The organism is Neogemmobacter tilapiae, from assembly GCF_014652215.1.
Classification (GTDB): Bacteria; Pseudomonadota; Alphaproteobacteria; order Rhodobacterales; family Rhodobacteraceae; genus Neogemmobacter; species Neogemmobacter tilapiae.
The window spans coordinates 243,405-265,111 of sequence record NZ_BMYJ01000002.1 but is presented as its reverse complement, the minus strand read 5'-3'; the positions used below and the strand labels follow the sequence as shown (position 1 = coordinate 265,111).

At 59.5% G+C, this 21,707-nt stretch carries 23 protein-coding genes; 13 read left to right on the top strand and 10 right to left on the bottom strand.

Translation table 11 applies throughout. From position 1 onward, the window contains the following. Positions 1–14: 14 nt before the first annotated feature. The gene (locus IE095_RS04355; protein WP_189410397.1) at positions 15–1,988 is read right to left on the bottom strand and encodes a hypothetical protein; all 1,974 of its coding nucleotides are present in this window, start codon (positions 1,986–1,988) and stop codon (positions 15–17) included. A 241-nt stretch (positions 1,989–2,229) separates the two neighbouring features. Here IE095_RS04355 and IE095_RS04350 point away from each other — a divergent pair, with 241 nt between their 5' ends. Then, positions 2,230–2,994, top strand: coding sequence for an SDR family NAD(P)-dependent oxidoreductase (locus IE095_RS04350; protein WP_229804492.1), 765 nt, complete (start codon positions 2,230–2,232; stop codon positions 2,992–2,994). Here the strand turns inward: IE095_RS04350 and IE095_RS04345 are convergent, their stop codons facing one another. The 4 genes from IE095_RS04345 to IE095_RS04330 all read right to left on the bottom strand — a co-directional run bounded on the left by IE095_RS04345 (position 2,995) and on the right by IE095_RS04330 (position 7,032). Next, positions 2,995–3,930: a LysR family transcriptional regulator gene (locus tag IE095_RS04345; RefSeq protein WP_189410396.1), complete on the bottom strand. Its 936-nt coding sequence runs from the start codon at positions 3,928–3,930 to the stop codon at positions 2,995–2,997. A gap of 9 nt (positions 3,931–3,939) precedes the next feature. Beyond that, positions 3,940–4,494 (bottom strand): polyhydroxyalkanoate synthesis repressor PhaR, encoded by a 555-nt coding sequence (gene phaR / locus IE095_RS04340; protein WP_189410395.1) that lies wholly within the window; start codon positions 4,492–4,494, stop codon positions 3,940–3,942. 136 nt (positions 4,495–4,630) lie between these two features. Beyond that, on the bottom strand, positions 4,631–5,080 hold the full coding sequence (locus tag IE095_RS04335; protein ID WP_189410394.1) for a Phasin: 450 nt from the start codon (positions 5,078–5,080) through the stop codon (positions 4,631–4,633). A 152-nt stretch (positions 5,081–5,232) separates the two neighbouring features. Next, positions 5,233–7,032 carry a PHA/PHB synthase family protein gene (locus IE095_RS04330; protein WP_189410393.1) on the bottom strand — a complete coding sequence of 600 codons (1,800 nt, stop codon included), beginning with the start codon at positions 7,030–7,032 and terminating at the stop codon, positions 5,233–5,235. Between the two features lie 96 nt (positions 7,033–7,128). Here IE095_RS04330 and phaZ point away from each other — a divergent pair, with 96 nt between their 5' ends. The 4 genes from phaZ to IE095_RS18555 all read left to right on the top strand — a co-directional run bounded on the left by phaZ (position 7,129) and on the right by IE095_RS18555 (position 11,505). After that, entirely contained in the window at positions 7,129–8,409 is a 1,281-nt protein-coding gene (gene phaZ / locus IE095_RS04325; RefSeq protein WP_189410392.1) for a polyhydroxyalkanoate depolymerase, read from the top strand. Between the two features lie 61 nt (positions 8,410–8,470). Beyond that, the gene (locus IE095_RS04320) at positions 8,471–9,445 is read left to right on the top strand and encodes a calcium-binding protein (protein ID WP_189410391.1); all 975 of its coding nucleotides are present in this window, start codon (positions 8,471–8,473) and stop codon (positions 9,443–9,445) included. Positions 9,446–9,513: 68 nt separating this feature from the next. Beyond that, entirely contained in the window at positions 9,514–10,473 is a 960-nt protein-coding gene (locus IE095_RS04315; protein ID WP_189410390.1) for a calcium-binding protein, read from the top strand. 183 nt (positions 10,474–10,656) lie between these two features. Then, positions 10,657–11,505 carry a M10 family metallopeptidase C-terminal domain-containing protein gene (locus IE095_RS18555; RefSeq protein ID WP_189410389.1) on the top strand — a complete coding sequence of 283 codons (849 nt, stop codon included), beginning with the start codon at positions 10,657–10,659 and terminating at the stop codon, positions 11,503–11,505. A 6-nt stretch (positions 11,506–11,511) separates the two neighbouring features. On the opposite strand, the gene IE095_RS04305 is transcribed toward IE095_RS18555, so the two are convergent. Both IE095_RS04305 and IE095_RS04300 read right to left on the bottom strand, forming a co-directional pair. Further along, positions 11,512–12,243 (bottom strand): alpha/beta fold hydrolase, encoded by a 732-nt coding sequence (locus tag IE095_RS04305; protein ID WP_189410388.1) that lies wholly within the window; start codon positions 12,241–12,243, stop codon positions 11,512–11,514. Then, positions 12,240–12,986, bottom strand: a complete 747-nt coding sequence (locus IE095_RS04300; protein ID WP_189410387.1) for an alpha/beta hydrolase — start codon at positions 12,984–12,986, stop codon at positions 12,240–12,242. The genes IE095_RS04305 and IE095_RS04300 overlap by 4 nt, the downstream gene beginning before the upstream one ends. Before the next feature lie 135 nt (positions 12,987–13,121). Between IE095_RS04300 and thrS the strand changes: the two genes are divergently transcribed. The 6 genes from thrS (at position 13,122) to IE095_RS04270 (ending at position 18,071) form a co-directional block, all read left to right on the top strand. After that, positions 13,122–15,065: a threonine--tRNA ligase gene (thrS, locus tag IE095_RS04295; protein WP_189410386.1), complete on the top strand. Its 1,944-nt coding sequence runs from the start codon at positions 13,122–13,124 to the stop codon at positions 15,063–15,065. 201 nt (positions 15,066–15,266) lie between these two features. Continuing rightward, the gene (locus IE095_RS04290; RefSeq protein WP_189410385.1) at positions 15,267–15,557 is read left to right on the top strand and encodes a BufA1 family periplasmic bufferin-type metallophore; all 291 of its coding nucleotides are present in this window, start codon (positions 15,267–15,269) and stop codon (positions 15,555–15,557) included. Between the two features lie 51 nt (positions 15,558–15,608). Then, on the top strand, positions 15,609–16,463 hold the full coding sequence (bufB, locus tag IE095_RS04285) for an MNIO family bufferin maturase (RefSeq protein WP_189410384.1): 855 nt from the start codon (positions 15,609–15,611) through the stop codon (positions 16,461–16,463). Continuing rightward, complete coding sequence (locus tag IE095_RS04280; protein ID WP_189410383.1) at positions 16,460–17,164, top strand: HvfC/BufC N-terminal domain-containing protein; 705 nt, start codon at positions 16,460–16,462, stop codon at positions 17,162–17,164. Before bufB ends, IE095_RS04280 begins: the two co-directional genes overlap by 4 nt. Then, positions 17,161–17,724 carry a DoxX family protein gene (locus tag IE095_RS04275; RefSeq protein WP_189410382.1) on the top strand — a complete coding sequence of 188 codons (564 nt, stop codon included), beginning with the start codon at positions 17,161–17,163 and terminating at the stop codon, positions 17,722–17,724. Before IE095_RS04280 ends, IE095_RS04275 begins: the two co-directional genes overlap by 4 nt. A 140-nt stretch (positions 17,725–17,864) precedes the next feature. Next, positions 17,865–18,071 carry a cold-shock protein gene (locus IE095_RS04270; protein WP_189410381.1) on the top strand — a complete coding sequence of 69 codons (207 nt, stop codon included), beginning with the start codon at positions 17,865–17,867 and terminating at the stop codon, positions 18,069–18,071. A gap of 48 nt (positions 18,072–18,119) precedes the next feature. On the opposite strand, the gene IE095_RS04265 is transcribed toward IE095_RS04270, so the two are convergent. The 3 genes from IE095_RS04265 to IE095_RS04255 are packed head-to-tail and all read right to left on the bottom strand — an operon-like array spanning position 18,120 to position 19,703. Next, positions 18,120–18,446, bottom strand: coding sequence for an arsenate reductase family protein (locus tag IE095_RS04265; RefSeq protein ID WP_189410380.1), 327 nt, complete (start codon positions 18,444–18,446; stop codon positions 18,120–18,122). A gap of 48 nt (positions 18,447–18,494) precedes the next feature. Further along, positions 18,495–18,890, bottom strand: coding sequence for a DUF2177 family protein (locus IE095_RS04260; protein ID WP_189410379.1), 396 nt, complete (start codon positions 18,888–18,890; stop codon positions 18,495–18,497). A gap of 54 nt (positions 18,891–18,944) precedes the next feature. After that, a complete protein-coding gene (locus IE095_RS04255; protein WP_189410378.1) occupies positions 18,945–19,703 on the bottom strand; it encodes an NAD kinase in 759 nt (252 codons plus the stop codon). 143 nt (positions 19,704–19,846) lie between these two features. Here IE095_RS04255 and glyA point away from each other — a divergent pair, with 143 nt between their 5' ends. After that, positions 19,847–21,142 (top strand): serine hydroxymethyltransferase, encoded by a 1,296-nt coding sequence (gene glyA / locus IE095_RS04250; RefSeq protein ID WP_189410377.1) that lies wholly within the window; start codon positions 19,847–19,849, stop codon positions 21,140–21,142. Positions 21,143–21,306: 164 nt separating this feature from the next. Then, the gene (locus IE095_RS04245; RefSeq protein ID WP_189410376.1) at positions 21,307–21,702 is read left to right on the top strand and encodes a DUF805 domain-containing protein; all 396 of its coding nucleotides are present in this window, start codon (positions 21,307–21,309) and stop codon (positions 21,700–21,702) included. The last annotated feature ends 5 nt before the right edge of the window (positions 21,703–21,707 follow it).

Here is a 21,707-nt window from a genome sequence, read left to right as displayed (position 1 = left end):
TGGGTCGCCCCTTTTCATTTGCGGCAACCTTGATCTTGGAAATACCAATAAGGCGTGGCTTTGGCGGCTTGGGTATCGGGGAAGCGGCTTTGCAGCAATGCGAAGGCTTGTTGCCCGGCGGGTTTGCCATCCACCAACGCACCCGAGGCATACCGACCCATCACAACAATCTTGCGCAAGGCTTCGGCCATCATTTCATCCTGATCAGTCCAATTGTCGAACCAACCATCACTGCTCTCGTCAGCCCAATGAATGATAACTTCCGCCAAGCGTTGACTAAGCCCGTGGCAAACACCCAACTGATGCACTTCATCCCAGGCCAGCAGCGTTAAGACAGGGAATCGCTGTGAATATCTGTCTTGCGGACCCGTCGGAAAAAAGGTCTCCAGATCCGGTACGGACGGAAAATCGTGCCGACGCAGGGCGCGCCACATTGCGGGCACACCACCGCCGTAACTGGGTTTCTGCAGCATGTAATATTCATAGTCACGGTTTAAAAATGCGCCCGTCTGAAACTCCAAGCCGAGGTCTATGCTTTCGCGGCTGTCCATCCGAAGCTGAAGTCCAAAATCTCGGGCAAAAGGGGTGCCTGCGGACCGCAGCCAGACGCTGGGCTTTCCCATATCGAGCAATCGCAATGCGACACGCACCTCTTGCGGGGCGTGATAGCGCCGCTTTGGTGCGCTATCCTGATCGAGCCGCGCCAGCTCATATAAGGTACGCTCTGCCCCATCAGAATCATCCAAAGCAAACTGCCTTGCAGCAACGGCCCGCAGTATCAAAATCTTTTCTTCGGGACGTGCGCTGACCGCACCAGCCAGCTCCTGCAGTTCCGCGACCGAGAAAAGATTCAACATCCGAAAACTGCGCGCATCAATCGGTGTCTGTCGATACAAATCCAGCAGCTCTGGATATGAGGTGGCAACATAGCCTCGCGCGACATTGACCCAAGAAAGCAGTTCTGGATCATCCGTATAGGATGCCAGTTCCATCAAAACCTGCGACACAACCTTGGCCTGCCCCGGATCGCGCGCAGACACTATGGTCAATAGGGTCATATTCATGATCGCATGTTTCTTCATTGCATCCGGCAACGCAGCAAGCACAGGAAACGGCCCCAAAAGATCGGGGCGGCGTTTTGCCCACGTGTCGTAGGGCAGCCATGACCTGCGCATCTCTTCATAGGTCTGGATCATGGTTTTGGCATATTCTGCATCGCTTGCCGCGCAGTCGCGGATTTTTTCCGGCAATTTGGCTGTCGCAGACGAAGAGTAATTTGAACTGGAAGATCCGGCGATGTTGCGCAAAACATCCCAAGCGGGCGATTGATATAGTTCGGCCTTGCGCTCAATGTCCTCTAGCAAGTTCTTTGGCAGAGTCCCACGCTCACCGAAATATGGAACGCGGTAGCGCCAGACGATTGCGCTGGGTTGTTGGGAAATGCTCAGCGTATATTGCACCCAATCCAAAAACGGTTCTTTACCCGCGACATCTGCAATGTTTGGAAAAGCATCACCGTAAAATTCATCTATTCTCCGTTGTTTGACAATTGCAGGATCAAGCCACCAACCAGGTGGACCAGCAAGGGTCATTCTGTTCAGGTAAGTCCTGACAATTGATCGTGTCTGCCGTGAGAGTGGCACATCAGAGCGGCGGGTCGCCACTTGGACGGCAAACTCTAAAGCCTCTTTCCTTCCCTCAGGTGGAAGCTCATCAAACCATGTGAAGTAATAGGCCGGAAATTCGCCTTCTTTTTCCGCTTCTCGCGAGTCGTAGTAAAACGGCTGACGAAAATTCAAATCCGGCAGCCCCTCTAACAGCCGATATAGGTCAATCAGACCGCCAAGATGCCCAGGCCCGTAACGCTCGCCACCGGGGTAGAGCGTGCCGAAGGGGCCATAAGCCGCATCCAGCATTTCCTGCGCCAGCGCATATTTGCCATCGCAAAAGGCTTGATCATCCTTGGCCATCAGGGCGGCGGGCAGCATCCACAAGGCTAAGAAAGTTAGAAATTTAAGTGGCATGGGATCACAGAATACAAGGAATCGCGCTTGCTCGCACAACTATCAGATGAAGGCCGAGCCGCACAGGGCGCGGCATTCAGTTGACATTGAAAAATGGTCGACCGCGCGCGGAACTGATCTGGAACTTTGATTGACGGCGGGGTGAACCCCGCCCTACCAAGGAAAGGCGGCCCATTAGGGCTGCCTTTTTTCTTTGGAGCGGATCATGGGACGTTTGGCGGGCAAGGTGGCATTGATCACGGGCGGGGCGACGGGGATGGGCGGGGCCTCCAGCCGGTTGTTCGCGGCGGAAGGGGCCAAGGTCGGGATTCTGGACCACAACCTTGCCGCGGCCGAGGAAACGGCAGCGGCGATCCGGGCGGCGGGCGGTCAGGCCATCGCAGTGCAGGCCGATGTGTCGGATGCGGGTCAGGTGACGGCGGCGGTGGCCAAGGTGACGGAAGCCTTTGGGGCCATCACCGTGCTGTTCAACCACGCGGGCACGATTGTCATCAAACCCTTCCTTGAAACGACAGAACAGGAATGGGACCGGCTGCATGCGATCAACGTCAAGGGCATGTTCCTGACGACCAAGGCGGTTTTGCCGCAGATGATCGCGGCGGGGGGTGGGTCGATTGTCTGCACTTCATCGATCAGCGCGGTGGCGGGAACGCCGATGGAGGTGCTTTACGACACGACGAAAGGCGCTTGCCATATGTTTGCGCGGGCGATTGCGGTGGAGTTTCGGGATCAGAACATCCGCTGCAATGCGGTTTGCCCCGGTTTCATTGAAACGCCGCATGGGTTGCGTGAGGTCAGGGATTTGCAGGCTTTGGGGGTGGATGTGTCCGAGGCGGCGATTGCGGCGGCGCAGGGGCGGATCGGTAAGCCCGAGGAAGTGGCCCGTGCGGCGCTGTTTTTGGCCAGCGACGAGGCGTCTTTTGTGAACGGCACGCATCTGTTCGTGGACAACGCCTTTACGGCGATCTGATCAGAGAACCCGCAGTTCCCCCGCCAGCCAGGGGAATTGCGCCGCCATCGGCCCCACGACCTGCACCTGCAAAAGGTCACGCAGCGTGAATGCCACCCGTTCCGGCATATCGCGCAAGACGCCTTGGCGGGCGGTCAGGCTGATGCGGCGCGACAGGGGGGCAAAGGGCAAGGGTTCGACAACCAGTGCTGGGGACAAGGCGCCCGCATGGTGCAGGGCCAAGGGGGGCAGGATCGCCCAGCCCGCCCCTGCCGCAACCATCGCCAGAATGGCGGCATAGCTGTCAGCCTCGACCCGGCTGGGGAATTGCAGGCCTTGGCGGGTCAGGTGTTGGGCGATCTGGCGGCCCATCACCTGACGGGCGGAATAGCGGATCAGCGGCAGGTCGGCGGGGCCATGCAAGGGGGCGACGCGCAAAAAGGGTTCGGCGAGCAGCGGAAAAACATCGAAACCTTCGCCCTCACCCTCCAGATCGGCCGCCACGACCAGATCCAAGGCCCGCGCCTCAAGCTGATCATGCAGGCGGTGGCTGGGGCCGGTTTCCAGAAGAAAGCGGCTGGTGCGGAGATCGCCTGCCAAGGCTGACAAGAGCGCGGGTGTGACGCTGCCCTCAAAATCCTCGATCATGCCCAGACGCAGGGTAAGGCCCGCCCCCGGATCGGCCAAGGCCATGTCCACGCGCGCCTCGCTGGCGGCGTTCAGCATCACTTGGGCATGGATGCGGAACCTTTGGCCTGCCGCCGTCATCTGCAAGGGGCGCGCGGCGCGGTCGATCAGCACCGCACCCAACGCAGCCTCAAGCCCTGCCAGTTGCTGGCTGACGGCTGAGGCGGAAACACCCAGCCGACGGGCAGCAGCGGAAACCGAGCCTTCCTCGGCCGCCGCCAAAAAAACCTCGATCCCCCACAGGGTGATCCGCCCCTGCGGTTCGGCCATGCCCCTGCCCTACAGTTTCGACAGTTTCGATTGCAGCGCCGCCAGTTGCGCCTTGATCTCGGCCAGTTCGTCGCCCTTGGGGGCTTCGTCCTCTTCCCTTGCAGGGCCGGAGGAACCCCAGCCGGGCACGCCGCCCATCATCGCCTTCATAAAGGCCTCTTGTTGCTGGCGCATCAGATCAAAGCCCGGCATCCCAGCCATCGGATTTGGAAAGGACGACAGGTTTTCCATGACCTTTGACTGACCATCACGCAGCATTTCAAAGCTGGCGGCCAGAAACTGGGGGACGACGCTGTTCATGCCCGAGGTATAGCTGCGGACGAGATCGGTCAGCACATTGATCGGCAGGACGCTTTCGCCTTTGCTTTCATGTTCGGCCACGATTTGCAGCAGATACTGGCGGGTCAGGTCATCACCGCTTTTCAGATCGACAATCTGCACCTCGCGCCCGGCGCGGATGAAACCGGCAATATCCTCGAGCGTGACGTAGTCGCTGGTCTCGGTGTTGTACAACCGGCGCGAGGCGTAGCGCTTGATCAAGAGCGGCTTGTTTGCATCTGCCATGGCGAAGGCCCTTCCCTGTTGCAGTGCAGAGAACCTTAACAGCGCAGTTGCAAAAAGAAAGGGCGGGCTTTGGGAAGCCCGCCCTTGGCGTCCAGCCGACAGGGAGGAGGGGGAGGAAGGCGGGACGCCGGAAGGATTACTTCGCAGCCGCAGCAGCTTTTTTCGCAGCGGTCGTCACTTCGGCGGTGGCTTTTTTCACCGCAGCGGTGGCGTCTTCGGAAAAGTCCTTGCCAGCAGCCAGCATCAGTTCGACGGTTTCCATCTGAACTTTTTTCGCCACTTCGGCGAAAGCGGCCATGTTTTCGGCAGCCATTTCAGCAGCAGCCGAAGCGAAATCGGTGGCCGCTTTGGTATAGTCGGCGACTTCCGACTTGGCTTTCGAGGCAGCGCCCAGCTTGGAAAGGGTGTCTTTCGCCCATTTCGAGCTGATCTCGGTCGATTTTTCAGCGGCTTCCAGCGCCACTTTCGACAGTTTCTCGCCCATTGCGGCTTGGGTTTTGAAGGCGTTCTGGAACGCGGTCATGTCCACCGGGAAAGCCGCAACAGCGTCTTGGAAGGTCTTGGTGAAGTCGGTCGTCTTGGTCATCGGATGCTCCCACCGTTATGCCCATGGGCCAGCGTGGCCCCGTGTTTCGATGAGACAGATATAGATGCTGCATTGCAGAAAATCAAGTTCTTTTTCTGCAATGCAGCAAAACCTTGGGTTGTTTCCCGGGCGCCCAAAATCTGTGCGCCAGATCAATCGCTTGGCTGGGCTGTGACATAGGTGCCGGGGGCTGGGGCCAGGATTTCTGCCCCCGAATCACCGGGCTGTCGCGCAGCAATTTTCTTGCCTGAACGCGCGGCAAGCCATTCACCCCAATGAGGCCACCACGAGCCTTTGTGGAAATCCGCACCCTCTTTGAAGGCCCTGGCCGATTCCATTGGGGCGTCATTCAGGTAGTGGCCGTATTTGTCTTTCGTGGGCGGATTGACGATGCCCGCGATATGGCCGCTTTCCGAAAGGACAAAGGTCTTGTCCTTGGACCCCATCTGGCGGATGCCGTTGAAAGAGCCGACCCAGGGCGCGATATGGTCTGTTTCGCAGGCGATGGCACAAAGCGGAACCTTGACGTCCTTTAAGGTGACTTCGGTGCCCAGCACGGGAAAGCCGCTGGTGGCGAAACGGTCCTGTTGGCAGAGGCCGCGCAGATATTCGACGGCCATCTTGCCGGGCAGATTGGTGCCGTCGCCGTTCCAGTAAAGCAGATCAAAGGCGGGCGGAGCCTCGCCCAGCATGTAGCTTTTGATGGCAGGGGTGTAGATCAGGTCGTTGGAGCGGAGGAAGGAAAAGGTCCGCGCCATGAAGAATTTGTCGAGGATGCCATCCTGCGCGCATTGGCGTTCGATGCCATCGACAAAGTCGTTGTCCAGAAAAACCCCCACCTCACCCGGTTCGGAAAAATCGGTGAGGGTGGTGAAGAAAGTCGCCGATTTGACCGACTTGTCGCCCGCCTTTTGCAGGTAGGCCAAGGTCAGGGCGAGGGTCGTGCCTGCGATGCAATAGCCCACCGCATTGACCTGCGGCTGGTCGGTGATGCGCCGCACCTCGGCCATCGCGCGCATGTAGCCGTCTCGGATATAGTCATCCATGCTGACTTGCGCATAGGAGGCGTCCGGGTTCACCCAAGAGACGACAAAAACGGTAAAGCCCTGATCGACCAGCCATTTGATCAGGCTGTTCTGGGGTTTCATGTCGAGGATGTAGAATTTGTTGATCCAAGGCGGAAAGATCAGCAAAGGCACCGCATAGACCTTTTCGGTCGTGGGCGCGTATTGGATCAGCTCCATCATCTTGTTGCGATAGACGACGGAACCGGCACTGGTCGCCAGATTGCGCCCCGGCTGAAAGGCGTGGGGATCGGCCAGCGTGACAAGGACATCCCCCTGATTCGCCTCGATATCCCGGACCAGATTTTCCAAGCCCTGCACCAGACTTTCACCATCGGTGGCCACCGCCTTTTCCAAGGCGTCGGGGTTGGTGCCCAGAAAATTGGTGGGGGAAAACATGTCGACGATCTGTTTGGTGAAATATTCCACGCGCTTGCGGTCGCCGGGTTCCAGCGTTTCCAGCCCTGACACCGCCCCCGTCATCGCCTCGGCGTTCAATAGGTATTGCTGTTTCAGATAGTTAAAGAAGGGGTGGTTGTCCCACATCGGATTGGCAAAGCGCTTGTCTTTTGGACCCGGATCCTCGGGTGCTTTCAATTCGCCTTTGGACAGGGCCTGCTGCGCCTCGACATAGTGCTTCAGGCTTTTGCCCCAGTAATTGATCTGATGTTCCAAGACCTTGGCCGGGTTTTGCATCATTTCCGCCAGATAGGCGGCGGCGGCTTTCATATAGACCTCTTGGCTGGGCGCATGCAGCGCTGGATCGGCCTGCCGCTTGTGCGACATGGCCTGCGTCAGGCGGCGGGCCAGATCCTCCATCCGGGCGATATTTTCGTTCAGGCGGTCCAGACGGGCGGTAGCATCATTGTCACTGTCTTGTGTTGTCATATTAACGCTTCCACCCTATTCTCGCCGCTATGCAGCATTACTCTGCTCCTTCGGGGGTGCCGCTGCGACAGCACCCGATCCGGGGCAGGAGACGTGATGAAGTATATGTTCGCTTACGACCTGATGGAAAGCGTCCGCAACACGAATGAGTGGATGGGCGCCACCGCAAGGGCGATGGCCAGTTACCCTGCCTTTGCCATGTCGATGAACCCAGCCCTGCCGCTGATCGCCGCTTGGGGCGAAGTGGCCGAGCGCAGCTTTTCGCGGATGAATGACAAACCCGACTGGGGCATCCGGTCGATCGTGGGGCCGGACGGCACGGATCACATCGTCGATGTGGTGCCGGTGGTGGAACGGCCCTTTGGCAGTTTGATGCATTTTTCGGTGCGTCGACGTGAGCCGATGGCGCGCAAGGTTCTGCTGATCGCGCCGATGTCAGGGCATTATGCCACCCTGCTGCGGTCGACGGTGGCGAGCCTTTTGCCCGATTGCGATGTCTATGTGACCGACTGGCACAATGCGCGCGACATTCCGGTGTCGGCGGGCAAGTTCGATGTCGAGGATTACACGCTGTATATCGTCGATTTTCTGCGGGCCTTGGGGCCAGAGACGCATGTGATCGCGGTTTGTCAGCCAGCACCGCTGGCCTTGGCGGCGACGGCTTATCTCGCGGCGGAAGAACCGGCCGCGCAGCCGCGTTCGCTGGTGCTGATCGGCGGGCCGGTTGATCCGGATGCGGCGGCAACGGAGGTCACCGATTTCGGGCGGACGGTGACGATGGGCCAGTTGGAACAGTCGATGATCCAGCGGGTTGGTTTCAAATATAAAGGTGCGGGGCGGGCGGTTTATCCGGGCCTTTTGCAGTTGAACGGGTTCATTTCGATGAACATGGAACGGCACACCAAGGCCTTTACCGAACAGATTTTCCGCGTCGCGCGGGGCGAGGCGGGGGATCACGATGCCCACAACCGTTTCTACGACGAATATCTGGCGGTGATGGATATGACCGCCGAATTCTATCTTTCGACGGTGGAGCGGATCTTTAAGAACCGCGAGATTGCGAAGAATGAATTCGTAGTGGCGGGTCGTCGTGTCGATATTGGCGCGATCACCAATGTGGCTGTTATGACGGTCGAAGGGGCGAACGACGATATTTCAGCGCCGGGCCAATGTGTCGCCGCCCTGCCCTTGCTGACGGGGTTGGAAGAAAGCAAGAAATCGCACCATCTGGAACCGGGTGCCGGGCATTACGGCATCTTTGCCGGGCGCAGCTGGAGGATTAACATCCGGCCTTTGGTGCTGTCTTTCATCGACATTCATTCAGGCGGACCCAAGGCGAAAGCCAAGGGTGGAATCCGGCTGGCCGCATCGAAATAGGCTTTGCAGAAACGGGCATCCTCGATAAGTCATTCTTGAGTTTCATGAATGGAGATTGAGGATGGCCGTTTTCAAATTTGGCCCGGTGCCAAATGTTCCCCCAACCGGCGCAAGCCCCGAATTTCTGGCGGTCTTTGGTGAATTCGACACAATCCGCCTGACAGAGGATCGGATCAGGCTGAGCGGGTTTAACTCGGCCCCGATATCGATCACCAGCCAGTTGATCGGGACCAATTTCTCGATTGCCTTGGGCAATGCGCCGAATGTGACTTTCCCCACCGGGCAGATCCATGAAATCCGGCTTTTCGCGGATGATCAGAGCCTGATGCAGGTGACGGGACTGAAGTTGTCGCTGAAGGCGTTCGGCCAAGCGATGCAGGGTGACCCGATGGCGCTGATGCAGCTGATCATCGCAGGCGACGACAGGATGATCCTGACGGGACGCGCTGACATGATGATGGGCGGGGCCGGTCATGACACGATGCTGGGGGGCAATGGCGGCGATGTACTGACGGGTGAGGCTGGGAATGATCGCGTGCTGGGAGAAAACGGCAACGACTATCTGTTCTCTGGGACGGGCGCAGACCGGCTTTTTGGCGGCAAAGGCAATGACCTGCTGGTGGGTGAGGAAGGGGCGGATCAGCTGTTTGGTGGGGCTGGGGCCGATACGCTGTATGGCGACCTTGGCAAAGACGGGCTGACCGGCGGGGCGGGGGCAGATACGTTCCAATTCGTTGTCGATCAAACAGCTGCGGACGCCGAGCGGGTCTATGACTTTGGCGTGGGGGCTGATCGGATCGCGATTGACCCGGACGAGACCGGTTTTTCCGCCGGACCTTTGCCGACCGGTGCTTTCCGCAAGGGCACGGTGGCGAAAGATGCCAATGACCGGCTGATTTATGACAAGGCCACCGGACGGCTGATGTTTGATGCCGACGGCAATGGGGCGGAAGCGGCAAAGCTGCTGGCGATCTTTGACAACAAGCCGGCGCTGGAAGCATCAGATTTTGTCATCGGGCTGTTTTTGGTGGCCTAGCACAGGGATTTCAGCGTGCCCGATCACGCCGTGGTCGGGCCTGATAAACAATCTTGAAGGAGCATGTTATGGCGCTGTTCAAATTTGCAATTCCGGCCGGGGCACCCGTGGGTCAAGGCGTCTCGCTGGCGTTTATGGAAATTCTGACCGACCCTGAAACGCTGCGTTTTGGCAAGGATAGCCTGAATACCACGATGAGTGCGGGGGTTTCGGCGGTCTTGTCTGGACAGAATTTTGCCTTGCAGTTGACGGAAGGCGACATCAGCTTTCCATCGGGCAAGGTGACCAGCCTGACGCTGATGATTGAGGGCGTGACGGCGATGAATGTGACCGGCTTGAATTTGGCGCTGGGGCCGTTTGCGGACTTTATCCGGGATGATGATGAATCCGGGCTGATCGGATGGCTGTTGTCGGGCAATGACCGGATGATCCTGACTTCGCAAAGCGACAATATGACAGGTGGTGGAGGCGACGACACTTTGCTGGGCAATGGCGCGGCCGATTCGCTGGCAGGCGGCACAGGCCATGACAGCATTTTGGGCGGGGCGGGCAATGATCGGCTGTTTGGCCAACAGGGCAACGATCATTTGCTGGGCGGCAAAGGCAATGACTTTTTGCACGGCGATGCGGGAAATGACCGACTGTCGGGTAACGCGGGGGCGGACATTCTGCTGGGTGCCGCGGGGAAAGATACTTTGACCGGGGGGGCGGGGGCGGACAAATTTATGTTCATTTCTGCCGCAGCGGGGAACAAGGCCGATGTGATCAGTGATTTCACCAGCGGCAATGATCAGATCATCATCGACCCAGGCGCCTTTGCGATGCCCGAGGGTGTTTTGCCTGCCAATGCCTTCCGAAAGGGGACGGCGGCACAGGACCTGGACGACCGTTTCATCTATGACAAAGCGACAGGGCGGCTGTTCTTTGATGTGGATGGCAGCGGCAATGACCCGGCGATCCTGCTGGCAACACTGACAAACAAACCGAACCTTGTGGCCAGCGACATCGTGATCGACATATTGGTTTGAGACAACGCGCCCCCCTGGTCCAAGACCGGTGGGGGCGGTTTCAAGACGTTGGTCCGGCGACTGGCCGCGAAGGCAATCCTTTGCCTCCATCCCCTACAGAGGGCGACGCGAAGTGTGAAATAGTTTGCGCTTGAGAGAAAACACGCCATAGTTGCGACATTCATTTATCGCAGCGAGTTTATCATGGCAGAATTCAAGTTTGGTCGCCCGCCGGTCGGCGAACTGACGCAAGGCGTCACTCTACAATATTTCCATTGGCTCCATTCGCCGGACTGGATCAGGGTCTGGGATGACAGGGTCAAGATGGAGAGCTTCAGCAGTGCGGTCACGACCTTTTATGGCAGCGATTTTGCCCGCAGGCAGGCATCCGATGGGACCGTGTTCGTATCGGGCCTTGTGAACAGCCTCTACACAGTGGTTGACAACAGCTTTGCAATGAAGATCAGTGATCTGTCCCTGTCCATGAAGCGGATAAGCTATTTCTTTCAGGTGGATGACAGCGAGGGCTGCGCGCGATACATCCTGCGGGGGGATGACCAGATCACCTTGACCTCTGGCTGGGACATATTTTTCGGTGGCAGAGGGGATGACGTTCTTTGGGGCAAAGGGCAGAATGACGAATTGTCAGGGGATAGTGGCAACGACAGTCTTTTTGGCGGGCGCGGCGACGATGTACTGACAGGCGGGCGCGGCCGTGACGAATTGACAGGGGATGCGGGTGCGGATCATTTCCGGTTTCGGAACGCACGGGAAGGCGACGCTGACAAGATCATGGATTTCGCCGTAGGTGAGGACAAGATCGTGGTCAATGCTGCCTTTTTCGACTTGCCCGAAGGGGCGTTGGACGACGATGCCTTTCATCTGGGCAAGGTGGCCGAAGATGCCGAAGACCGCTTTCTCTATGATGCGGCAACTGGGCGATTGCTGTTCGACGCCGATGGAACTGGGGATGGGCAGGCCGTTCTGCTGGCCAGGCTTATGAACCGGCCCGCTTTGCAAGCCAGCGATTTTCTGGTCGGGCTTTTTGGCTAGCGGGCGCTATTCCAACACCAGAGGGGGCAGTTTCAAGACCATCGGCCCTGCCAGAAAATCCAGAAGCGCCGCGTTCACCGCATCCGGCGCTTCCATCGTGGGCAAGTGGCCCGCGCCTGGGATGATCTGCATCCGGGCAAAGGGCAGCATGCCGGCCATGAATTCCTGACGGCGGACGGGAACCAGCGTGTCCTGTTCGCCCGCAAGGATCAGGCAGGGCACGTTCGTCTGGCGCAGGGTGCGCTGATGGTCGGGGCGGCGCTGCATGGCTTTGGACTGGCGCAGGAAGACATCGACGCCAAGGCCTTTCCACATCTCTTCCAACTTGCGGCGCACCCGCGCACGCAGGGGGCTGTCAGCAAGGGCAGCATCGGGGATTTCATCGGCCAAGGCATCCATCAGCCGCCCGGCGCGGGCGGCGATCATGCGGCCCTCGCGGGCCATCATCACGGCCTGCGGTTCGGCCAAGGGATCGGTGGAGATCAGCACCATGCGGCTGATCCGGTCGGGTGCGCGGCGGGCCATGTCGAGCGCGATGTCACCACCCAAGCCCAAGCCGACCAGCGAAAAGCGCGGCGGGGCCTGTTCCAGAAAGGTCTTGGCCATATCCTCGACCTTGGTGCCTTGCAGGGGCAAGGCCATCGTCACCAGCCGATCCGCCCCCAGCGCATTCACCTGATGCAGGAACGCGCGGGCGTCACACATCAGGCCGGGGATCATCAGCACGGGTTCGGTCATGGGCTGGCCAGCCCCTTGGCCGTGTCCCAGATGAGCGTCAGACATTCCGTCGTGGAAAGCCGGTGGTCCGCCCCCTTGATCAGCGTCAGGCGGATATCGGGGCCTGTGGCATGGTCGAACAGCCGAAGGGCATGGGCGACGGGCACATCGGTATCGGCAGTGCCCTGCAACAGACGCACCGGCATGGGCAGGTGCAAAGGATCGCGGAGGACAAGGTTGGCGCGGCCATCCTCGATCAGTTTCAGGGTGATGGGATAGCCCGCGGGATCATAGTCGGAGGGTTGAGTGATCTGGCCCTTTTCCACCAACTCGGCGCGTTGGGCGGCGGTGGCGGTGGCCCACATCAGGTCTTCTGTAAAATCCGGGGCGGCGGCGACGCCGACTAGGCCCGCGACCCTTTCCGGCAAAGCGCGGGCCAGAAGGAGAGCCATCCAGCCGCCCATTGAGGAGCCGATCAGAATTTGGGGGCCGGTTGTCAGCGCCAAGGCGGCGCGGGCATCGGCAAGCCAGTCGCCAATGCAGCCATCCTGAAACCGGCCTGACGATTGGCCGTGACCGGAATAGTCAAAGCGCAAAAAGGCGCGGCCTTCGGCGCGGGCGCGTTCCTCAAGATAAAGGGCTTTCGATCCGGTCATGTCGGACCGGAAACCGCCCAGAAAGACGATACCCGGCCCGGTGCCGGGCGTCTGGTGATAGGCGATCCGCCGGGCCTGGGGCGTTTCGTGAAAGCTTGGCTCTGTCATGTTGGAATCATAGCCGAAAATCCGTCTCTGGAAAGGCCTTTCCCCGTTGACAATCGCGCGGCCCAAGGGCACCAAGCGCCCCACATAACCCGCAACCGGGCGTTTCGTAGGCGCCAAACAGACGAGGATCAGGCCATGGCCCAGATTTCCCTGACATTCCCCGACGGCAACAAGCGCGATTTCGCGGCCGGTGTGACGCCCGCCGAAGTGGCGGCCAGCATCAGCCCCGGCCTTGCGAAAAAGGCGATCAGTGCGACCGTCAACGGCGCGCATTTCGATCTGCAATGGCCTATCCAAGCCGACGCCACCATCGCCATCCACACGATGCAGGATGAGGCGCAGGGGCTGGAGCTGATCCGGCACGATCTGGCGCATATCATGGCGCGGGCGGTGCAGGAAATTTGGCCGGACGTGAAAGTGACCATCGGGCCAGTGCGGGATTACGGCTGGTTCTATGACTTTGACCGGAAAGAGCCCTTCAGCCCCGAAGACCTTGGCCAGATCGAACAGCGGATGAAACAGATCATCGCGGCGCGCGATCCGGTCAAGACCGAGGTCTGGGACAGGGCGCGGGCGATTGCGCATTACGAAGCGGCGGGCGAGCCGTTCAAGGTGGAGCTGATCAACCGGATCCCCGAGGGCGAGGATCTGCGGATGTATTGGCATGGCGACTGGCAGGATTTCTGCCGAGGTCCGCATTTGCAGCATACGGGCCAGGTGCCCGCCGATGCGTTCAAGCTGACGCATGTTGCGGGTGCCTATTGGCTGGGCGATGCGACACGGCCGATGTTGCAGCGGATTTACGGCGTGGCCTTCCGCAACCGGGATGACCTGAAAGCGCATATGACCATGCTGGAGGAAGCGGCAAAGCGCGACCATCGCAAGCTTGGCCGCGAGATGGAGCTGTTCCATCTGCAAGAAGAAGCGCCGGGGATGGTGTTCTGGCATCCGAACGGCTGGATGGTCTGGCGGACGCTGGAAGATTACATGCGGGGCCGGTTGCGCAAGGCGGGCTATAAGGAAATCCGCACGCCGCAGGTGGTGGACCGCATTCTTTGGGAAAAGTCGGGCCATTGGGAGGCCTACCGCGAGAATATGTTCATCGTCGAGGTGGACGAGGAAGGCGCCAAGGAAAAGCGCATCAACGCGCTGAAACCGATGAACTGCCCCTGCCATGTGCAGGTCTATAATCAGGGCCTGAAATCCTATCGCGACCTGCCCCTGCGGCTGGCCGAATTCGGCGCTTGCCACCGGTATGAAAGCTCAGGTTCCATGCATGGGCTGATGCGGGTGCGGGGCTTTACGCAGGATGATGCGCATATCTTCTGCACCGAGGACCAGATTCAGGCCGAATGCGCCAGTTTCATCGCGCTTTTGTCCTCGGTCTACAAAGATCTGGGTTTTGAGAAATTCGACATCAAACTGTCGACCCGGCCCGAGGTGCGGATCGGGACGGATGCGCAATGGGACAAGGTTGAAGGCGCGTTGACAGCGGCGATTGAGGCGCTGGGGCTTCCCTATGAAATCAACGAAGGCGATGGGGCGTTCTATGGCCCGAAGCTGGACTTCAAATTGACCGATGCGATTGGCCGCGAATGGCAATGCGGGACGTTCCAGGTGGACCCGAACCTGCCGGAACGGCTGGGCGCGGAATATGTCGGCGAAGACGGGGCCAAGCATCGGCCCTATATGCTGCACCGGGCGATCCTTGGGTCGTTTGAACGCTTCATCGGCATCCTGATCGAAAACTATGCGGGCAAGCTGCCCTTCTGGCTGGCCCCGCGTCAGGTGGTTGTCGCCTCCATCGTGTCGGATGCCGATGGTTTCGTGCATGAGGTGACGAATGCCCTGCGCGCGGCGGGGGTGCGGGCCGAGGCGGACGTGCGCAATGAAAAGATCAACTACAAGGTTCGGGAACATTCCGTGGGCAAAGTTCCCGTGATCTTGGCGATTGGTCAGAAAGAAGTCGAAGAGCGGACTGTTTCAGTGCGGCGTCTGGGTGAGAACCGGACTGAAACAATGTCGCTGGAAGCCGCGATTGCGGAATTCGCTGGGCTGGCGCAACTGCCCCAGCACTAACCCACTGCGATAAATCAATTTTCAAAGCCCGTGCCGAGCAATTGGCGCGGGCTTTTTTGTCTGCCCTAGAGTTAGATGCATCTGCAAAACGTTTCCTTTGTTCACCTACGCGTGGGCCACGGCCGCGTGATTGGCGAGTGATCGTACACCGCGACTATCCCTTGGTCATCGCAATGAAGCGATTTTTCAGGAGGATTGAAGATGTCGCAGATGAAAACCTTGGCTGTTGCTGGTGCTTTGGCCGCAGCGTTCAGCGGAACTTTGGTCGGGACGGCCAGCGCGCAGGAAATGGAAAAGTGCTTTGGCGTGGCCCTGGCAGGGCAGAACGATTGTGCTGCGGGCGAGGGGACGACATGCGCGGGGACGTCGAAGGTCGACTATCAGGGCAATGCGTGGAAGTCCGTCGCGAAAGGCACCTGCACCACGATGGAACTGCCGGATGGCCGCATGGGCTCGCTGGAGGCCCTGGACCGCGACCTGCCGAAGGCTTGATCGGTTTCGGGCTGGCCTGGTGGGGCCAGCCCTTTTCAAACGGGGGATCAGATGCTGGACCAAACGCACCGCAACAACCTGCCGGCCGCGCCGGGCGTGGGATACAAGCCACAGCACTTTTCCGACATACTCACAGCGCCCCAGCCCGTTGAATGGCTGGAAATTCATGCCGAAAACTACATGGGGGACGGCGGGCGGCCCTTGGCCCAACTTCGTCATCTGGCGGCGCGCTTTCCCATTTCGGTGCATGGCGTGGGCCTTTCCATCGGAGGCGAAAGTGCCTTGGACGTGGATCACTTGGCCCGTCTGCGGCATCTGTGCGACTGGCTGCAACCGGCCAGCTTTTCGGAGCATCTGGCCTGGTCCACCCATGACGCCGATTTTCTGAATGACCTTTTGCCCCTGCCCTATACCGCCGCCACGCTGGCCCGCGTCTGCGCGCATGTGGATCAGGTGCAGGATGTGCTGGGGCGCAAGATGCTGCTGGAAAACCCCTCGACCTATCTGGCGTTCCAAGAAACCGATATGGACGAGGTCGATTTTCTGACCCAGATCGCCCAGCGCACGGGCTGCGGCCTGCTGCTGGATGTGAACAATGTTTTCGTCAACTGCACCAATCAGGCGCGCGATCCTTGGGACTATATCCGCCGCTTTCCGCTGCATCTGGTCGGCGAAATCCATCTGGGCGGGCATGATGCCCAGACCGATGACCACGGGGCGCCTTTGCTGATCGACAGCCATGGGGCAGCAGTGGTCGATCCGGTTTGGCGGCTGTATGCGGAAGCCATTCGGATAGGCGGGCCACTTCCGACCTTGATCGAATGGGACAATGATGTGCCGGATTGGCCAACCTTGGTTGCCGAGGCGGGGCTGGCGGCGGGTATCTTGCAGGGGGTCTTGGCATGAACCAAACGGCTTTTCGGCAAGCACTTTTGAACCCAGCGATGGTCCCGCCTGCCAACCTGATCGATCCGCAGGGTCGTCCGGCCGGTCGCCGCTTTGACGTCTATCGCAACAATGTTGCCGCCAGCCTGACCCGCGCGCTGGAAGCGGGCTTTCCGTTGATCCGCCGGATCGTGGGTGAAGCATTTTTCTCGGCGATGGCTGGGGCTTATTTGAGAGTCTGTCCGCCAAAGTCACGGCTGATCATGCTTTATGGGCAAGACATGCCTGATTTCTTGGCCAGCTTCGCGCCTTTGGCCCATCTGCCCTATCTGCCGGATGTCGCCCGTGCGGAACTGGCCCTGCGCGAAAGCTATCACGCCGCGGACCATGTTCGGCCCGATCTTGCCGCGCTGACACCTGCGATGGGCTTGGCACTTGCGCCGTCGCTGCGCTTGGTGCGGTCAGATTGGCCGATCCAGACCATCTGGGCGATGAACACTGGCGGGACGCCTGGCCCTCTGCCCTTGCAGGCACAGAACCTGTTGATCCTGAGGCCCGAATTTGACCCGGTGGTGCAGGGTATCGCGGCACAGGCCGCCGATTTCATCGCAGCGCTGCAAGCCGGGCAAAGCATCGAACAGGCCGCGTCGGATGACCTGGACCTGCAAGCGATTCTGATCTTGTTGCTCCAGAACAATGCCATTGCAGGAGTAAGGCCATGATAGGCAAAGTCATCCCATGGGCGAACCAAGCGGGCCTTGCCATTTTGCCGACCCTTGCGCGCATCATCTTTGCAGCCGTGCTGCTGTTCTATTTCTGGAACGCCGCATTGACGAAAATCGGCCCCGGTCCGTTTGGCCTTTTAAGCCCGTCGGTCGCCGCCTATGCTCAGATTTTTCCCAAGACGATGGAAAGCCTGGGCTATGATATCAGCCAGCTGGGCCTGTTTCATTGGGCCGTGGCGGTTGCGGGGACTTTGGCAGAGTTCATGCTGCCCGCGCTGATCGTACTGGGGCTGCTGACGCGGCTTGCGGCATTGGGAATGGTGAGCTTTGTTATGATGCAAAGCTGGGTCGATGTTCACGGGCATGGCGTCAGTGCCGAAACGATTGGCGCCTGGTTCGATGGGCCGTCTGACGGCACGATCCTAGATCAGCGCGCGTTGTGGATGCTGCTTTTTGCAGTGCTGATCCTGCTGGGTCCGGGGCCACTTTCAGTTGATCGTCTGGTCTTTGGTCGCCGTGTAAGCGGCGTTTCCAAAGGCCAATCAATTCCTGCTTGATTTTTTAAAGACCTTTGGCATCCTTCCGCTCGTGACAACCGCCTTTTGACCGCCTCTGCCAACGGCAGCCGGACTATCCAAGGAATGGCTGCACGGCCCGTGGCAATAACGCCAAGGGATGATTGGAATGGGAGGACGGCATGCCGACCGGCACCGTAAAATGGTTCAACACGACCAAGGGCTATGGTTTCATTGCGCCGGACAATGGCGGCAAGGACATCTTCGTTCACATCTCGGCCGTCGAGCGCGCCGGGCTTAAAGGTCTGAGCGACAATCAGAAAATTGGCTACGAGCTGCAATCGGGCCGCGACGGGCGCGAATCGGCCTCCGATCTGCGGCTGCTTTGAACTCCGGGCTTTGCCCCTGATAAGGCCCCTGCATGACAGGGGCCTTTGTCATTTCAAAAGCGCCGCCTGAACATCCTCGTCCCAACCCAGATAAAGGCTGTCGCCATCGCGGATGACGGGGCGTTTCATCACAGTGGGCTGCGCGGCCAATTGCGCCTCGGCCTCTGATTCCCGCAGGAATTCATTGAAACCGCGATAGGTCGTTGATTGCTTATTGATCAGCCGGTCGCCAAATTCGCCCACGAGTTCGGCAATTTCAGCCTCGGAAAGTGGCGATTGGCGGATGTCGCGGAACTCGACCTTGTGATCTGCCGCTTGCAGGGCTTTCAGAGCCTTTTTGCAGGTGTCACAGGTCGAAATGCCATAGAGGATCATGCGCCGCTCCTTTGTCTGCCGCCCTTCTGGCATGGGTGGGGCTGTGGCTCAAGCCGTGAACAGGCGCGTCAGCGTCAGCCCGGCCCAGCAGGAAAAGGCGGTCAGGCAAGTGCCCCATGTCAGATCGGTGGCGACCATCACCGGATGCCAGCCTTTCAGCGTTGCGAGATTGGTGAATTCATAGGTGCCATAGGCCATGGCCCCGATGATCGCCGCCGCAATCAGCACTGGCCCCCCTGTTTTCAGCGCGGGGGCGGACACCAGATAGACCAGCCCCGCGACATAGAACAGGTAGAACACAGCGGCGGGGATCAACTTGGCTTCCGGTGCCAAAAGGTCAGGCACATGGCGTTCGAAGAGGGGGGCCATGACCATGCGGAGCATGACGACATCCAGCGCCAGAAAGATCACCGCCGTCAGCAGATAAAGAACAAGATATGACATCACAGGCCCCCTTTGATCGGGAACTAGGCCAACCTTCACCAAAGGCCAGTGCTTTCAGACAAATTGTTCGTTCAAAAGCCGTTCTTCCAGCCCATGCCCTGGATCAAAGCGCAGGCGGTGGCGCACCGATGGATCGGAACGCACCTCGACCGAGGTGACGGCCCGCACATTGCGCCGCCCGTCAGCATCGGCCATCACCGGGCGTTTTTCCGGTTCTAGCACGTCAAAGCGCACCACGGCACTGTTGGGCAGCAACGCCCCCCGCCAACGGCGGGGGCGAAAGGCCGCCACCGCCGTCAGGGCCAGAACATCCGAACCAATGGGCAAGATCGGGCCGTGGGCGGAATAATTGTAGGCCGTCGATCCGGCGGGCGTGGCGACCAAGGCCCCGTCGCAGACCAGTTCCGGCATCCGTTCCTTGCCATCCACAGTGATCTTCAGCTTCGCCGCCTGCGGCCCGGCGCGGAACAGGCTGACCTCGTTGATGGCCAGCGCCGTCGTCACCTGCCCATCCGCCGTTTCGGCGCGCATCGACAGCGGCAAAACCACCTCTTCCACCGAATCCGCCAGACGTTCCGGCAAGCCATCCACCTGAAAGCCGTTCATCAGAAAACCGATGGTGCCGCAGTTCATGCCATAGACCGGCAGCCCCGCCCCCTGCTGTTCATGCAGGCATTGCAGCATGAAGCCATCCCCGCCCAAGGCCACGATGACCTGCGCCTGATCGACCGCGAATTGGCCATAGCGTGCCGACAACTCGGCCAAGGCCATTTGGGCCGCAGGGGCCGTGCTTGCCAGAAATGCGATCTTCATCAAGCCCCCCGCTTTCCCGGCACTGTGTCGGGGGGAAAAGACAAAGGCAAGCGGCCCTGCAACAAAAGCGTCGTTTCCTGCCTTTTGCGACCTGCCGGGATGGTGTATCCCCCCGTCAACCGCCATGCCTTAGGGAGAGCCCCATGAACGCCCCGCACCGTGACGCCGGTTTCTTCACCGAAAACCTATCCTCGCGCGATCCCGAACTGTTCGGATCAATCACCCAGGAACTGGGCCGCCAGCGCGATGAGATCGAATTGATCGCCTCCGAGAACATCGTAAGCCTTGCCGTCATGCAGGCCCAGGGCTCGGTCATGACGAACAAATACGCCGAAGGCTATCCGGGCAAGCGTTACTATGGCGGCTGCCAGTATGTGGACATTGCCGAGACGCTGGCCATTGAACGGGCGAAGGCGCTGTTCGGCTGCGCCTATGCGAATGTGCAGCCGAATTCGGGCAGCCAGATGAACCAAGCGGTGTTTCTGGCGCTGCTGCAACCGGGCGACACTTTCATGGGGCTGGACCTGAATTCGGGTGGGCACCTGACGCATGGCTCGCCGGTGAACATGTCGGGCAAATGGTTCAACGTCGTGTCCTATGGCGTGCGCAAGCAGGACGAGATGCTGGATATGGAGCAGATCCGCGAAACGGCGCTGACCCATAAGCCCAAGCTGATCATTGCGGGGGGCACGGCCTATAGCCGCGTCTGGGATTGGGCCGCCTTCCGCAAGATCGCGGATGAGGTGGGGGCCTATCTGATGGTCGATATGGCGCATATCGCCGGTCTGGTGGCTGGTGGGGTGCATCCGTCGCCCCTGCCCCATGCCGATGTGGTGACGACAACGACGCACAAATCCCTGCGCGGGCCGCGTGGCGGGATGGTGCTGACCAACAACGAAGAGATTGCCAAAAAGATCAACTCGGCCGTCTTCCCCGGCCTGCAAGGCGGGCCGTTGATGCATGTGATCGCGGCAAAAGCTGTGGCCTTTGGCGAGGCGCTGCGGCCCGAGTTCAAGGATTATGCCGCGCAAGTGGTGAAAAACGCCAAGGCGATGGCGGATCAGCTGATGAAGGGTGGGATCAACATCGTGTCGGGTGGGACGGACAACCACCTGATGCTGGCTGACCTGCGTCCGAAAGGCGTGACGGGCAAGGCGACCGAGGCCGCTTTGGGCCGGGCGCATATCACCTGCAACAAGAACGGCGTGCCGTTTGACCCGGAAAAGCCCTTTGTGACCAGCGGTGTGCGACTGGGCACGCCCGCGGGCACGACCCGTGGCTTCACCGAGGTCGAATTCCGCCAGATCGCCGACTGGATCGTGCAGGTGGTGGACGGTCTGGCCGCGAATGGTGAGGCGGGCAATGCCGAAGTGGAGGCATCGGTGCGTAAGGGCGTGTCGGAGCTCTGCGCAAAGTTCCCGCTGTATCCGGGACTTTGATCACCTGAAGCCGGCAGCAACCATGTATGACAAACGGCCTTTGGGAATGCCCAGAGGCCGTTTCAATTTCGCGCTCCACGCGAAACGGATAAAATTCGCGATAGACGAGTGGCACTTTGATTACTTCTGGTATTTATTGCCGAAATCAAACACAGGGCAAATAAATGTCAAAACCGGTTTTCGAAGATATGTTCGCCTTTTCGGGTCGTCGCAATCGGATGAGTTACTTTCTTTTATACCTTAGCTGGATGACCCTGGCCTTTGTTGGGGTGGTTTTGGCGGTCTTGCTTACACCAAAAGGCAGCGAATCGCCGGGGATGGTCATGCTGATTGGGATGCTTTTCATCATTCCTGCTGGGCTATCAAACCTTGCCGCCTCGACCCAGCGCTGCCGCGACATCGGCTGGACAGGATGGGCTATTTTGATCACCGCCATCCCCCTCGTTGGGGCCATCTTTTCCCTTGTCTTGCTCTTCATGCCCGGAACCGTCGGGCCGAACCAATATGGCCCGGATCCCTTGCGCCTCGGCTCGGACCTTGACGCAAAGGTGTTCGAATAGGCCGC

What these genes read in the sequence shown, in the direction of transcription:
- thrS (WP_189410386.1), top strand. Translation starts at nt 13,122, where the DNA reads ATGGCCCAGATTTCCCTGACATTCCCCGACGGCAACAAGCGCGATTTC.
- IE095_RS04330 (WP_189410393.1), bottom strand. Translation starts at nt 7,032, where the DNA reads ATGACAACACAAGACAGTGACAATGATGCTACCGCCCGTCTGGACCGC.
- IE095_RS04245 (WP_189410376.1), top strand. Translation starts at nt 21,307, where the DNA reads ATGTCAAAACCGGTTTTCGAAGATATGTTCGCCTTTTCGGGTCGTCGC.
- IE095_RS04320 (WP_189410391.1), top strand. Translation starts at nt 8,471, where the DNA reads ATGGCCGTTTTCAAATTTGGCCCGGTGCCAAATGTTCCCCCAACCGGC.
- IE095_RS04300 (WP_189410387.1), bottom strand. Translation starts at nt 12,986, where the DNA reads ATGACAGAGCCAAGCTTTCACGAAACGCCCCAGGCCCGGCGGATCGCC.
- IE095_RS04255 (WP_189410378.1), bottom strand. Translation starts at nt 19,703, where the DNA reads ATGAAGATCGCATTTCTGGCAAGCACGGCCCCTGCGGCCCAAATGGCC.
- IE095_RS18555 (WP_189410389.1), top strand. Translation starts at nt 10,657, where the DNA reads ATGGCAGAATTCAAGTTTGGTCGCCCGCCGGTCGGCGAACTGACGCAA.
- IE095_RS04305 (WP_189410388.1), bottom strand. Translation starts at nt 12,243, where the DNA reads ATGACCGAACCCGTGCTGATGATCCCCGGCCTGATGTGTGACGCCCGC.
- IE095_RS04275 (WP_189410382.1), top strand. Translation starts at nt 17,161, where the DNA reads ATGATAGGCAAAGTCATCCCATGGGCGAACCAAGCGGGCCTTGCCATT.
- IE095_RS04270 (WP_189410381.1), top strand. Translation starts at nt 17,865, where the DNA reads ATGCCGACCGGCACCGTAAAATGGTTCAACACGACCAAGGGCTATGGT.
- IE095_RS04290 (WP_189410385.1), top strand. Translation starts at nt 15,267, where the DNA reads ATGTCGCAGATGAAAACCTTGGCTGTTGCTGGTGCTTTGGCCGCAGCG.
- IE095_RS04345 (WP_189410396.1), bottom strand. Translation starts at nt 3,930, where the DNA reads ATGGCCGAACCGCAGGGGCGGATCACCCTGTGGGGGATCGAGGTTTTT.
- glyA (WP_189410377.1), top strand. Translation starts at nt 19,847, where the DNA reads ATGAACGCCCCGCACCGTGACGCCGGTTTCTTCACCGAAAACCTATCC.
- IE095_RS04260 (WP_189410379.1), bottom strand. Translation starts at nt 18,890, where the DNA reads ATGTCATATCTTGTTCTTTATCTGCTGACGGCGGTGATCTTTCTGGCG.
- IE095_RS04265 (WP_189410380.1), bottom strand. Translation starts at nt 18,446, where the DNA reads ATGATCCTCTATGGCATTTCGACCTGTGACACCTGCAAAAAGGCTCTG.
- phaR (WP_189410395.1), bottom strand. Translation starts at nt 4,494, where the DNA reads ATGGCAGATGCAAACAAGCCGCTCTTGATCAAGCGCTACGCCTCGCGC.
- IE095_RS04280 (WP_189410383.1), top strand. Translation starts at nt 16,460, where the DNA reads ATGAACCAAACGGCTTTTCGGCAAGCACTTTTGAACCCAGCGATGGTC.
- IE095_RS04355 (WP_189410397.1), bottom strand. Translation starts at nt 1,988, where the DNA reads ATGCTGCCCGCCGCCCTGATGGCCAAGGATGATCAAGCCTTTTGCGAT.
- bufB (WP_189410384.1), top strand. Translation starts at nt 15,609, where the DNA reads ATGCTGGACCAAACGCACCGCAACAACCTGCCGGCCGCGCCGGGCGTG.
- IE095_RS04350 (WP_229804492.1), top strand. Translation starts at nt 2,230, where the DNA reads ATGGGACGTTTGGCGGGCAAGGTGGCATTGATCACGGGCGGGGCGACG.
- IE095_RS04315 (WP_189410390.1), top strand. Translation starts at nt 9,514, where the DNA reads ATGGCGCTGTTCAAATTTGCAATTCCGGCCGGGGCACCCGTGGGTCAA.
- phaZ (WP_189410392.1), top strand. Translation starts at nt 7,129, where the DNA reads ATGAAGTATATGTTCGCTTACGACCTGATGGAAAGCGTCCGCAACACG.
- IE095_RS04335 (WP_189410394.1), bottom strand. Translation starts at nt 5,080, where the DNA reads ATGACCAAGACGACCGACTTCACCAAGACCTTCCAAGACGCTGTTGCG.